This is a genomic window from Caulobacter sp. NIBR2454 (assembly GCF_027474405.1).
GTDB lineage: Bacteria > Pseudomonadota > Alphaproteobacteria > Caulobacterales > Caulobacteraceae > Caulobacter.
Genome location: NZ_CP114871.1, coordinates 663,806 through 676,344 on the forward strand (window position 1 = coordinate 663,806; position 12,539 = coordinate 676,344).

14 protein-coding genes and 1 tRNA gene are annotated in these 12,539 nt (G+C 64.8%); all 15 read right to left on the minus strand.

Features of this window, described 5'->3' with window-relative positions:
* Positions 1 to 37: 37 nt before the first annotated feature.
* A complete protein-coding gene (locus O5K31_RS03185) occupies positions 38 to 1,009 on the minus strand; it encodes an SU10 major capsid protein (RefSeq protein ID WP_269715770.1) in 972 nt (323 codons plus the stop codon).
* Entirely contained in the window at positions 1,009 to 2,172 is a 1,164-nt protein-coding gene (locus tag O5K31_RS03190; RefSeq protein WP_269715772.1) for a hypothetical protein, read from the minus strand. The genes O5K31_RS03185 and O5K31_RS03190 overlap by 1 nt, the downstream gene beginning before the upstream one ends.
* Positions 2,173 to 2,192: 20 nt before the next feature.
* Positions 2,193 to 2,468, minus strand: a complete 276-nt coding sequence (locus O5K31_RS03195) for a hypothetical protein (protein WP_269715774.1) — start codon at positions 2,466 to 2,468, stop codon at positions 2,193 to 2,195.
* On the minus strand, positions 2,465 to 4,576 hold the full coding sequence (locus tag O5K31_RS03200; protein WP_269715776.1) for a portal protein: 2,112 nt from the start codon (positions 4,574 to 4,576) through the stop codon (positions 2,465 to 2,467). The genes O5K31_RS03195 and O5K31_RS03200 overlap by 4 nt, the downstream gene beginning before the upstream one ends.
* A gap of 8 nt (positions 4,577 to 4,584) precedes the next feature.
* A complete protein-coding gene (locus O5K31_RS03205; RefSeq protein WP_269715778.1) occupies positions 4,585 to 6,066 on the minus strand; it encodes a hypothetical protein in 1,482 nt (493 codons plus the stop codon).
* A complete protein-coding gene (locus O5K31_RS03210) occupies positions 6,038 to 6,679 on the minus strand; it encodes a terminase small subunit (RefSeq protein ID WP_269715780.1) in 642 nt (213 codons plus the stop codon). The genes O5K31_RS03205 and O5K31_RS03210 overlap by 29 nt, the downstream gene beginning before the upstream one ends.
* A 150-nt stretch (positions 6,680 to 6,829) precedes the next feature.
* Positions 6,830 to 6,916 (minus strand) — tRNA-OTHER (locus O5K31_RS03215).
* A 216-nt stretch (positions 6,917 to 7,132) separates the two neighbouring features.
* Positions 7,133 to 7,525, minus strand: a complete 393-nt coding sequence (locus O5K31_RS03220) for a hypothetical protein (protein WP_269715782.1) — start codon at positions 7,523 to 7,525, stop codon at positions 7,133 to 7,135.
* Between the two features lie 310 nt (positions 7,526 to 7,835).
* Entirely contained in the window at positions 7,836 to 8,177 is a 342-nt protein-coding gene (locus O5K31_RS03225; protein ID WP_269715784.1) for a hypothetical protein, read from the minus strand.
* Positions 8,178 to 8,360: 183 nt separating this feature from the next.
* Complete coding sequence (locus tag O5K31_RS03230; protein WP_269715786.1) at positions 8,361 to 8,582, minus strand: hypothetical protein; 222 nt, start codon at positions 8,580 to 8,582, stop codon at positions 8,361 to 8,363.
* Between the two features lie 138 nt (positions 8,583 to 8,720).
* The gene (locus O5K31_RS03235) at positions 8,721 to 8,927 is read right to left on the minus strand and encodes a hypothetical protein (RefSeq protein WP_269715788.1); all 207 of its coding nucleotides are present in this window, start codon (positions 8,925 to 8,927) and stop codon (positions 8,721 to 8,723) included.
* A gap of 15 nt (positions 8,928 to 8,942) precedes the next feature.
* Positions 8,943 to 9,539, minus strand: coding sequence for a hypothetical protein (locus O5K31_RS03240; protein WP_269715790.1), 597 nt, complete (start codon positions 9,537 to 9,539; stop codon positions 8,943 to 8,945).
* Entirely contained in the window at positions 9,539 to 10,582 is a 1,044-nt protein-coding gene (locus tag O5K31_RS03245) for a DUF1376 domain-containing protein (RefSeq protein ID WP_269715792.1), read from the minus strand. Before O5K31_RS03245 ends, O5K31_RS03240 begins: the two co-directional genes overlap by 1 nt.
* A complete protein-coding gene (locus tag O5K31_RS03250) occupies positions 10,579 to 12,027 on the minus strand; it encodes a replicative DNA helicase (protein ID WP_269715794.1) in 1,449 nt (482 codons plus the stop codon). Before O5K31_RS03250 ends, O5K31_RS03245 begins: the two co-directional genes overlap by 4 nt.
* Positions 12,028 to 12,138: 111 nt before the next feature.
* Positions 12,139 to 12,531, minus strand: a complete 393-nt coding sequence (locus O5K31_RS03255) for a hypothetical protein (RefSeq protein WP_269715796.1) — start codon at positions 12,529 to 12,531, stop codon at positions 12,139 to 12,141.
* Positions 12,532 to 12,539 lie beyond the last annotated feature (8 nt).

The following is a 12,539-nucleotide window of genomic DNA, read 5'->3' on the forward strand; positions in this document are numbered from 1 at the left end:
CCCAGGTGTCACGCCGCCAGGGAGGCGGCAGCGTGGTTTAGGCGGCCAGCAGGTCGGCCACGGCGCCGGAAGCCGCCTGGTTGCGGCAGACCAGCGTCTTTTCAGCGGTCAGCATGAACTTGTCGCTGTCGCCGGACTTGCCGAGCGCGGTCGACTTCACGCCGTCGAGCGTCGCGACCGCGAACATCTTCGGGTCGATCAGCAAGACGTCGCGGGTCAGGCCGTAGGCGTGCGGGATCAGCACCAGTTCGCCGAAGTCGTCGACGTAGACGTCAGCGGCGGCGATGATGGTCGCCTGGTTGTTTCCCTTCACGTCCTTGCGGATGTCGGCGATGCCGGTGAAGGCGCTGAACTGTTGCTTCAGCGGGCCCGACATGTAGGCCTGCGTCGCCTTGCCGCCGTTCGAGAACGACGTGGCCCGCACCGCCTTGATCTGGCTTTCAGCGAAAGCACGCTGAGTGCCGTTGGTGGCCGCAGCCACCAGGCCAGTGCCGGTGTTGTAGCCGCCGTCAGCGCCACCGGCGCCGCGGTTGTCGTTGCTGGTCACGAAGGCCAGAGCGCCGGCCGACTTGCGGGTCGTGGCGCCGGCTTCTTCCACCGAGGCGAAGTTGCCGATGAAGCGCGCTTCCATGTCCCGACGCAGTTCGATGCCCTTCAGCACCTTCTGGCGGTCGAGCTCATCGTCGCGGCCAGCCAGCTTCACGACGCCCTGGGTACGAGAAACGCCGCCGGTCTTACGGAAGATCTGGCAGATATTCTTGACCCGGGTGGTCAGGTTGGGGGCGTCGAGCGTCGAAACGTCGTCGCCTTCCAGCTGGGCGTTGGTGGCGTCCGGCGTGGCCAGGCTCTCGGTCTGCCAGTCATGGGTGATGGCAGTGGCCTTGGTGGTGCCGATGTTCGAGGAGAACGGGGTCTCCTCGGCGGCGACACGATAGATGACGTTCTCGAGGTCTTCGCGAGCGCCGTTGTTCGGGGTCTCCCCCGTCAGGGTATTCGTAGGTGCGGCCATCAGGCCCTCCGTTGTGCTTTGAGCAGCGCCACGGCGTCGTCGACGGAGCCGGTCTTGTTCAGACGGGCCGCGTGCTGTTCGACGCTGCGTTGCTGCGAGGTGCGCTCTGGCGTGCCCGACGGGCGAACCGCGGGCTTGGCAGGCGCAGGGGCGGGTTTGGGCTTCTTGGCGGCGGCGGCCTGGGCGCGGTCGTACAGCATGGCCTTTTCGGCCAGGATGAAGTTGATCGCGCTGGCTCCAGCAGCAGCAGCCGGGTCGAGGCCGAAAGCCTTGACCGCGTATTCGACGATTTCCTTACGCTTTGCCGGGCCGGTCTTTTCGTCGGCCAGGTGGGGCGCGTTGGTCTTCAGGAACTCGAAGTCGGCGCGGCGGGCAGCGAGGCGTGCGGTCTGGTTGGCTTCGGCCTGTGCGGCCTGCAGCTGTTCCAGTTCATGAGTTTCCTCCTCCATCTGGAGGCGGAGCTTCAGGGTTTTGTCAGCGCCTAGTTGCTCGTGCGTCGCGGCCCAATCGACGTCCTTCCACTTATTGTTGTACCGCGCGACGGCGGTGGGGAGGAAATCACTCAGAGCCTCTCCGAGTGCCGTGACCTTGGCGATCTCGGCGTCGGCGGTCTCGCGGACTTTCTTGGCTTCTTCCTTAGCCTTGGCGGCGGCTTCCTCGCGTGGCCCTTCCTGGGCAAGAACGACCTCTTGCAGGGCGGGCGGCAACTTGGCGAACTCGGCCTTGGCTTCCTTGGTCCAGTACTTCGGAGGTTCCTTCAGCTCGACGGCCTCGTCACCTTCCTCCGCTTCCTCGCCGTCGGCGGGGGTTTCGTCCCCTTCCTCGGCGTCCTCGGGCACACTGGCCGCGCCCTCTGGTTCTTCATCGCCTTCGCCAACCTGGGCGCCGGCGTCATCATCTTCATCGGTCTCCGCCGCAGCGGCCGGGGCCGGCTGGGCCTTCTTGACCGGTTTCGGCTCGTCCTCGATCACCTCGGGAGCACCGCGGACAGCCGCCACAGCCTCGTCGAAGGACAGCGGGCCATCGGAGGGCGGCGCGGCGCCGGTATCGTCTTCAGGCGCATAGGCCACCTGAGGACCGCGCAGCAGCACATTGGTGCTGGCCATCGAGGCGAACATGGCGCGCGGAGAGGCGCCCGCGAACAAGGCGGAGCTAGCTTTCATCGGTCACCTTCTGGATTGGCCTAGTCGACAGGCCGCGTGAGGCCGGCGGCCGCAAGGGCCTGCTCGGCGAAGACACCATCGGAGACGACCGCACGGACGGCCTGCTCGACGGTGTCGATGGTGTTCAGCACCATGTGCAGTTTCAGGATGGTCGCCTCGCGCTCGGGCGGGGTGGCGATCATCCGGGCCAAGGTCGCGGCCTTGAGGTCCGCGAACGCCTTACCGGTCTCGGTCAGTTCGGTAGCGGCCCGGCGGCCCCGGGCGACGGCCTGGTGGTCGGCTTCGTTCTGGTTCATCCGGGCTGCCCCCCTGCCTCAACCTGCGAAACGCTGGTGTTCAACTTGGCCAGGTTCGCGTTGTGCTGGTTGGCGGCCTTGATCAACTCGACCTCGCGCTGGGTCGCCAGCTGGGCGCGCAGCTTCTCGCGCTCCATGGCCAGTTCTTCCCGCAGCTGCTCCATCTCGAGCACATGCTTGTGGCGCATATTCTCGCGCTCGGCCTCGGCCTCCATAGCCAGCTTTTCGCGCTGAAGTTCGATCTCGGCCGCGTTCTTCTCGCGTTGCAGCTGAAGCTGGCCAGCGGTCTTGGCCTGCTCGGCCTCCTGCTGAGCCTGGAGCTTCATCATCTCTGGGTCAGGCTTGGGCTCGGGCTGCGGTGCGCTAGGATCTGGCGGCGCGTTCGGGTCGCTGAAGTAGAGGTTCGGGTTCTTCTGGCCCGACTTCTCGACGTAGCGGGTCAAAGTGTGGTGCAGGTTCGCAGCGTTGACGAACGGGCCTTGCACCCCACCCTGCATGGCCACCAGTTCCTTCTGGGCGCCAAGGATGTTGCCCAGCACCTGCAGTTCCTGCGCGACGCCCGACGCTCCGTTGCCGACCTCGATGGTCATGTCGTTGCGCGTGCCCCAGTTCGTGGGCTTCACGTCGACCCACTTCTGGCGCAGCTGGAATTTGTCTCCAGCCGTGGCGTGCTTGCGGATAAGGGCATGGATGCCCAGGAAGGCAGGCTTCAGGCCGGTCTCGGCAAAGCTGCGGGCGATCAGTTTGATGCGCTTCTGGGCCGCCTGCATCAGCGCGGCGGCGCCGGTGGCGGTGTCATGCAGCGTGTCGGGGTTCAAGCCCTGAGCGTTGCGCACGATGCCGGTGCGCTGCTCCGAGACCGTGGCCATGTACTCCAAGGCCTGGACTGGATCGAAGTTCAGAGCGCCGGCGGAGATGGCGCGAACAGCCGTGCCGGTCTTGGAGCGGACGGGAACGCCTGGCTCGTTGCGCAGCAGATCCTGCACCGTCCAGTCGTTGGAGTGGTCGGAGCCGACCTCATAGCGCTGGTTCAGGGCGAAATAGCCGCTGTCGAGGAACATGCGCAGCAGGGCGGTGCGGATCTTCTGCACCTCCATCAATTTGTCGGCGACGCTCTCACCGTGCAGCCGGTGGGTGACGATGTAGGGCGTGAAGACCGAGAACGGGATCTGATCGACCTCGTGCTTGTCCAGCAAGACGGTGTCCTCGCCGCCGGTGACGACGCGCCAGATGCGCAGCGTGCCGTCTTCATCGGCGCGGCGGATGTAGTGAACGACGATTTCGACCAGGCGCATGTCGCCCTGGCCGCCGTGGCCCGTCTCGTCATCCTCGCCGGCCGTGTCGCGGGCGCGGTCGATCTGCTCGTCGCGGCTGGCGCCATAGGCGGGAATCCGCTCGACCGCCTCACGGTCCATGCCGTCGGCGATTAGTTGCTGTGCCCGGATGCGGGAACGCATGGCGCAGTAGGTCGCGGCCTGGAGGTCCAGCGTTGTGTCCTTGGCGACCGTGAAGTCCTCGGGAGCCACGGCGTAAATCTTCACCCGCCCCTTCTTGGGCCAGGTCACAGTCAGATTGATCGTGCCGTCTTCATTGGCCGTGCGCTCGACAGTCCCGCCGCGCTCCTCGGCCTCGACCATGATGACGTTCGCTTCGGCCTCGACCTTGTCGTCGAAGGTCTCGGGTTTCTCGGCCTCGCCCTCTTCCCAGGCCCAGGTCAGGATGCCGGTCTTGGCCTCGCAGGCGTCCTTGAACGCCGTGTACAGGTTCAGCCAGCCGTTGTTGCGCTGGAAAAAGACGTGCCGGGTGTAGTCGGTCTCTTGCTCGGCGCCCTCTTCGTCCTCGGGACCGACAGGCTGGAACGACACAACGTCGTCGCCGCCGGTGAAGATCTCGATCAGGTCCGGCAGAATTGTTTCGATCGCGTCGGCCACGTCGGTGCTGACCGCCTTCGAGCGGTTGGGCAGCGCCTTGAGGTCGGGCATCACGCCCTTGCGGTAGTTCAGAGCCCGCTCGCGCTGGGTCGTCAGCTCATGGTCGTAGTCGAAGCCGATGGAGCGTTTCGCCTCATCGCCTACCAGGCCGAGCAGTTCTTCGTCGGTCAGGTCCATCGGATCTCCTAGGCGACGCCGAAGTCGGGCATTTCGAGGCGGGAAGGCTGGTGGTTCGCCGGCTCAGGCGACACGCTCCCCGTGCGGAAGGCGTCGGCGCCGTGAGATGCCCAGTCGTGGCGGGGCCTCGAAAGCCACACGCCGCGGTGCTCGTCCCATTCCTTGCGGTAGTTCTTCAGCGCCTTGATGCCATCGGCGCACTTCTCGGCATCAAACCAGCAGCGGGCCAGAAGATTGCGGACAGCATCGATGCCGTCGGCCACATCAAGCTTCGGCGCCACTTCCCAAGGCCGCACACCAAGGCTCTCGGCGGTCTCGACCCGGCTGACCCCAGTGCCCAGTTCGCGGACGCGGCTGTCATGAGGGCCGATGTGGCGGCTGTAGGTGTAGGGCTTCTCGCTAAGGTGCTTGGCGTAGTGGGCCAGGCCCTCGCCCGACGCCTCGTAGTAGTCGATGACCCGGATCTCGCGGCGGAAACGCTGGACGAACCAGATCGACATGGCGTCGGACATACCGAGGTCCCACCAAGTCTCCACTCGCAGGGTCGGCTCATACGGAACGCGGCCAATCCGCCCTTCGGTCTCGGCGGCAGCCATCTGAGCGCCGTAGTAGGCGCCCTCGACGGAAGCTTCGAACGCCTCCTTGGGTGTCGACGGAAACTCGCGCTTCATGTCGTCCTTCTGAACCTCGGCCTTCTTGGCGTACCAGGCCTTCTGACCAGGGGTCAGGCGGACGCCGATTTCAGGCTCTAGTTCCCGGAAATACCGATCGAGCTTTGGCGGGATCGCCACGCCCCGCGGGTCCATCGTGTAGGTCGGCTCTTCCCACCAAGCGTAGAAGTGAAACTTCCAGTCGAGGGGGGTGAGCGTGGTGCCCAGGCGCGCCTTCGATTGCGCCTCTTCCACCAGTTCGTAGAAGCGCCCCTCTTGCCCTTCGGCCGTGCTCTCGATCCAGGCCATCTGGCCCGCCTCGATGGCGTTCAAGGCGCCGGTGACGATCTCGCGCGCCTTCTCTGGATACCGGGCGCAGATTTTCCCGAACTCGGAGACGTGCAGGTACTGAAAGGTGCCGCTTCGAAGCGACGTGCCGACCCGGATCAGGCTGTTGTTCGCCAATTCCAAGGTGGTGGTGTTGCTCTTCTCGATGGGCACCTTGGCGCGGATCGCCGCCGGCAGGTTGTCGTAAGCGAACTTGATCTTGTCGCGGAAGATCGCCTCGGCGTCGTCGCGAGTGTGGGCGATCACCCCGGCCCTGGTGTCCGGGTAGAACACACAGATATCGAGGATGTAGATTTGGATGAACGTCGTGAAGCCCAGCTGCCGGGCCTTCAGGATGATGTTCAGGTAGTGCTGATCGCGCAGTAGCGAGGCCTGCGCCTCGTTCAGCGTGAACCGGATCTTCTCACCACGCTTGTTGGTGATCCAATACAGATTGTTGAGCCGCCAGAGCTGGTCCTTGAGGTTATCCGCCGGGCTTCGGTCGGCCTGCACCAGACACCTCGTCCATGACGGATTGAAGCGGGTCGATCTCAATCTTCAAGCCGCCCGAGTGCTCCACCTTGTCGGTGAACATGCCCAGGTGCTTGCCGATGTCGACCAGCGCCGCTCGCTTGTCGTGCAGCTTGAGGCGCACGCCCTCCTTGGTCTGGCTGACCTCGGAAATCGCTGCGGCGGTGTCGTCGTCCAACTCGCTGCTGTCGCGCATCTCGACCGTGGTGACGTAGAATGCATCGCTACCATCGTCGCCAGCCTTGCGGCGCTTCAGCGCCCCGCCATGGGATTGCTCCTCAAGGCGCTCGCCTTCGGGCGTGTCGTCCTCGGGCCGCTCGACGAACCGGCTTCCCCACTTCATGGCCCGGCGGATGTCGCTGAACCCAATCTTGGCAAGCTCGGTCAGCACGCGGTCGGCTGTGACTTTCGTCCGCTCTGCGCGCTCTTCCTGGGCTTTGGCGACGGCAGCGGCGACTTCAGCATACTTCAACAGCCGCTGGCCCTGCGAATAGGCCGTCTTGGGGCTGTATCCGGCGCGAATAGCTGCCTGTGTCGCATTCAGGTCGACGAGATATTCCTCGACGAAGCGCAGGTGCTTTTCGTTGAGAGCCATGGGTTGAACCTCGGGGTTGCGTAGGGCCGGTTGAAGCTGGCCAGGCTGTGCCGCTGCAGGGCCGCCGTGTTCCTCCCTCCCGCCAGCCTTTGCCGCGGCGCCGTACATGGGGGAGAGGTGAAGGGGGCAGCCCGTGAGGGCGAAAGGGGATCGTCTCGGCTGGACTTGAACCAGCGACCGCCCCAGTCGGCGCTGCTGCGCCAGTGGGGGTTACTCTGCCACCTGAGCTACGAGGCGATGGAGCGGGTGGCAGGATTGAACCTGCGCCGATGGGAAGGGCGTCTAGCTCGCCCAACTCACCAGTCCTACTGGGACCCGCGAGAAATCTTAGCAGAAGGGCCGCTCTGCTGGACGGTCAGGGTCATCCGTACGACTAAACCTGAACGGCGCATCGTTGAGAGGCGACCGTCCCGATAGATGGAGCTTAGCGCAGGCCGCCCCAGGATTCTACGCTCACGAGGTCGGCAGGCTGTAAGAGACGACGAGGGTCGCCGCGCCCGTGGCGCTGTTGCCGCCCGACTGCGCGACGCGAACGAAGGCCTGGCCGGGGAACGACAGCAGAGCGGCCGCAGCGGCGTCGACCAGGGCGTGAGCCTTGCGGCCGACCGCCTTGATAGTGGTCGCAGCCACGTACTGAGCGCCGCCCGCCACGTTGCCGATGGTGATCTGAGCATCGGTGACAGCACCGAAGGCCGTCGTGGTGAAGGTGGTGAACTCGACGTCGATGGCACCGGCGGGGATATCGAACACGAAGTCGGTGTTCGTCACAGCCGTCACGGCGATCGGGAAGGACTTGCTGACCCGGTTGGCGGCGTTCTTGGTGAGCTTCTGACCGACAGTGGCCATGGCGGACTCCTTGGTGTGCGGTGGCCAATCGGCCCAACCGCTTGCGCTTCCGAGGACTTGCACGCAGAGTTTGCGGCATGACCTGGATGCAATCTGAATTCCCTTTCGGGGACCCTACGATCTCAACGGTGCAAGAGCGCGTCAGCGACCTGCATTTGGCGAAGGCTGCTGTTGAGCGCTCAGTGAGCGCGAAGTTCGCGCTGTTCATTCGCGACATTGACCATGAGCGATCAATCTTGCTGATCAGCCCGGAAGTGTCGCCACGTGTTGAAACGCTCCCTGGCAGCTGGGTAGCAGGGGAGCCCGGGGATCACGTCTGGTCGCTGCTGTACGGTGATGCCCGCAGCGCGGAACTACTCGGCGTGAACCGGGCCGCACGCTGACCGACGGCCCCTGAATAGCTTGGGCGGGGCCCGACGAGGTAGCGGCCGCTAGCGGCGCTGGCCTCCCGGAGGAAGTCGCCGGCGAGGGCCCAGGCGGCGGCGATGCGCTTCACCTGGACGTTGTTGACGAAGTAGCGGAAGCGGTCGCCGTCGTTGCGGCACGACACGCGGATCGAGCAGGGGCCGGCCGTTTCAAGGGCGTAACCGTGGCGCTTCGCAGCCATCGCGTTGCCGCGGGCTGTCGCCTCCATGTCCTCAATATTGATCATAAGGGGCTCGCTGTCGTAGAGCGGGCGGCCCTCGCCCCCAGCGTCGAAAGGCCATAACGACGCCGAGGGGTTGGGACAGGTCTGGGAAAACCCAGAAATGCGAAAGCCCCGCGCCATTTCTGGCCGGGGCTCTCACGACGCAACTGCGCCGACTAGGTTTTGTCGCCTAATCCGCGTACGTGGTCAAGCTGGCGTGAGGATTTCGCCGGTCTGCACGACTTCAAAGCGCCCGTCACGCATCTTATTCACGGATGAACCATCCACAAGCGCCCACTCTATGCGGCCGGGGATGAACTGGGCGGGTCCGTTGTTCGGACGATGCTCTGTGAAGAACTCAGTTTCGATGACGTGGACGGTCTGGCCGGTGGGGCGGGCGCAGCGCAAGCGGCGTTGCTCGGTCGGCATGGTGGCCTCCTGTTGGGAGCGTTTGCTGGGGTGTTTAGACGCAGAAAGGCCCGCCGATCAGGGATGGGCGGGCCGTCTGTCGCAGCGGTGCTAGCGTCTATTTACGGAAATTGCAGGTGGCTCCCCGATTCGTCAACGCTAGCCCTCGTAAACGCGGTAGCGCTCCGGTAGCAGAGCCTGGCTCTGGGGCAAAAAGCCATAGCGGAGCCAATGTCGATCCTGGATGATGTCGTAGTCGTCCCAGTATATCAGCCGCCCGCCCTGCAGGCGCGCCTCTTTAGCGAGACCGTCGAGCACGTCCACCAGGCTCTGCCCGGTGATATCGACCAACTCAGTCTTCGTCATCGTCACGTCCTCCCGCTAGCAAGCTACTCGTGATGTCATGACGCCGTCGACAGTCTGATACGCCGCTGCGAGGTTAGCCTGTGCCGATCGAACGACAGCCGCCTGAGCGTGGCCGTTCTCCTCCCCAGTGACGTAGGCAACTACATCCCGCCAGGTTCCCGCCGACAAGTTCAGGCTGGCGCTGGGCGCAATCAGCTCAGTCAGCAACCACCCGTCGCGGCGCCCTATCAGGTTGAGTACGGCATTCACCCTCTTCGCTGCGTCGCAGATCGCGTCGGTTCGGTCCGTCTTCCGCTCACCGTCTACGCGTTCCAACGGGCGTCCTCGGTCATGTAGGTCCATGCGGATCATCATGTCCTGCTCAAGGCGTCGGCTGGCGTTGTAGGCCCCGTTGTCGTTCGGACGGCGGAGAGCCTCGAAGGCGTCCATGCGCCGGGCTCGAATGAAAGTCTTGGCATCAGTGCGGTGGACCAAGACGTCAGAATTCGCCGCCAGCGCTGACTGGTCGGGCGCCAGGCCAACGGCCTCGAAGTCCTGGGCTCGCTCCTTGGCAGCCTTGATGGCTTTCTCGGCGGCGATTTGCTCAGGGGACTTGGGCTTCTTGCGGGGCATCAGGCGGCTCCCTTCGTTCGAGCGGCGAGGACGTGTTCGGGGACGATGCAGCCGCGGGCCCCAGGCGGCGGCCCCATCTTGGTCTCCCAAGACCCGTCACGGTCGTAGAGCTGGCACGCCTTGCGCCAAGTCTCCTCGTCCCAGTTCAGCGGGTTAGGCTGAGGCTTGGCCGTCGTGGTGCGTCGGCTGGCCACGCCGGCCGCGGCCTTGCGGAGGTAAGCCGCCGGGTCCTGGGTCCCGCTTACGGCGGCCTGGGTGAGGGCAGGGGCCAGGTCGCGGCCCGATAGCCCGTTCTCGCTCAGCAGCTTGCCGAAGAACGCCCTGGCGCCCCGCTCAGCCATCTGACCTCGTTCGATGAGCAGGCGGACGGCGCTGTCCCAGGCGAACTTTTCGGGATCGACGAGCGGGTCGGCCCGCTCCGGAGATTTATCTCCGGAACTCTTACTTACTGTCCCTGTCCCTTCTATAGCCGTGACCGGGGTGTGACCTGTCACCGTGACAGGTTGCGTGACAGGTTGCGTGACAGGTGTTGTGACTGGTCGCGGTTCCAGGTTCGCGACCATCGCTCGCAGGTCTGCCATCTTCGTGTCCCAGGGGGCGGTTTTTCCGGCGGCGCGGAGGTCGGCGAACAGCGCCTTGCGCTCCTCGCGCTCCCGCCGCTTGCGTTCTTTGACGCCCTCTCGGTCAGCTTGATGGTGTTGGCGCTCCTCCCAGGCCTCCAGGGCCTTCTCAGCGACGACATCGTGATAGAGGCGGCCGTCGTTACATTTGACCCAGCCGCGCAGTGCCGCGTCGCGAACTTTCGCCCAGTCCTTGACGGACAGACTGACAAACTTCGCGAGGATACGGTCGTCCTCCGGCAGTGATGCGGCGGGTTTCTGGTTCCAGCTTTTGCACCACAGCGCCACGGCGGCCTTGAACTCGTCGCCGGACGTGAGCGCGAACAGGTCGCTGTCGAGCAGCCGAACAACATCCAAGGGCATGAATGGCAGGCCGCGAAGGTCGCAGTCCGCCGGCGTCATAGGAGGAGGAAGCTCGCTCATCGCAGGCTCCCCGCGTCACGAACAGCGGCGCAGGCGACCTCGCAGAAGGTCTCCTTCATGCCGATGGGGCCGTTGCTGTTCTTCTCAACCAGCCAGAAGAGCTTCCTGCGGTTTCGCTCGTACTTCGTCTCGCGCTCCGCCTTCTCGGCAGGCCCTTCTGCATCCTTGTCCATCGGCGGGCGGTAATAGTACTCCGGCCTATAGAGGAAGATGACCATGCGGGCGTCCTCCTCGATCTCCCCGGCTTGGCGCAGGTCAGACAGTTGCGGCCGCTTATCATCGCGACCTTCAACGCCCCGGTTCAATTGGCAGAGCGTGATGACCGGCACGTCCAGGCGCTTGGCCATGGCGGCGAGCCCATTTGAGACGTCCGCCACCTCGGCGTGCTTGCTGCCCTGGCGCTCCTTCTCAGGCTTGATCTTGCCCATATGGTCGATCAGCAGCGGACCGGGATCAATGCCCCGCTGCTCCCACTTGCGATGCTGGCGCCGCACGCAGGCCTCGATCTGGGCCAGGGTGAGACCGGGCCGGGTATCGAGAAGCATGGGCCACTCGTCGATAATCGTGGCCGCTTCGTCCAGCTGCGCCCATTGCTCGGGTCGCAGCATGTTCTTGCGCGCCATATCGTAGGACGGCGTGGAAGGCTGGTCGTTGTAGTAGAGCGGCCGGAACGCGACGTCGCAGGCGAGGCGAAGGCCGAGCGGCTCCTCGCCCATTTCCAAGGACATGAAGCAGGTGCCTTTGCCCCGGCTGGCGTTGGCCTTGAGGATTTGACTAGCGACCAAGCTCTTAGCCATGCCCGGCCGCCCGCCAATGATGGTCAGCTCCCCGCGGTTGAAACCGCCGATCAGGTCATCGACCTCCGACAGTCCCGTGGTGAACTCCATCCTCCCATCGCGGGAAGTCGCGGTCTGGATGGCGGCCCGGACGACATCGCCGCCCGTGCGCCAAGCTTCCTTCGTCGAGCTCCCCTGGGCGATCTTCGCCGCCCCGGCTTCAAGGGTTGAAAGCGCTGCGGCGGCGGTGCCGGCGGCTGTGTCCAGCGCCAGATGGGTGACATCGGAGCAGAGGCCGTGAAGCGCACGCCGCTGAGCCCGATCGCAAATGGCCTCGACGTGATGGTCGATCCCCACCGCGTAGGCGTCGGAGTAGAGCTGGAACAGCGAGTCGTAACCGCCCCAGGCTACGAAGTCCGGGTCTGCGCCCATGTCATCGCGGATGAACATGGGGGCCGTTGGATCGCCCCGGTCGCCCCGCGCCTTGATCAGAGCGCATAGGCGGTCCTTCATGGGATGGCTGAAGAAGCCATCCTTCAGACGGCCTGCAGCATCCTGGCAGACGCTGTAGTAGGCCATCATTGCGCCGAGCGCGGCGTCCTCGGATTCCACCGCGTAGAGACCGGCGTCGAAGTCCGGCGAAACGGCGTTTCTTGAAATGGCGCTCACTGGTCGCCCCGCTTCTCGCGAAGACGCTGGATGCGAGCTTTTGCGCGGTTCAGCAGACGCTCACCACGAGCGCTTTCAGCCTCGCCGTCCTTGATCAGCCACCATCCAAGTCTAGCTTCCAGGATGGAGCCACAGTTCAGGATCAAGAGCCGCGCGGCGCGCGCGCGCCTCACCCAGTTTGCTACGTGCATGATCGGCCTTTTCGATGACGGTAAGGAGCGCCCGCTCCTCGAACTGGGCGTAGGTCTCACCGGTCACGGCGGCCCCGATTTTGTCCCAGAAGCCCCAGCCTTCAGCTGCGAGGGCCTTCGTCAGGGTGGGGATGCTGACGTGGCCTTTGACGACATTCGCCGCCGTCGTGGCGCTGACGCCCCAGCGGCGGGCGACATGCTTGGCGGTGTCCCTTGGGTAGGAGTCGCGGACGAACCGCGAGATCAACTCGCCGAGCCGTGGATGTGCAGGTTGCCTTTGCAGGGGCATGTACGAAGACCTCAACGCTGTCATGAATGACC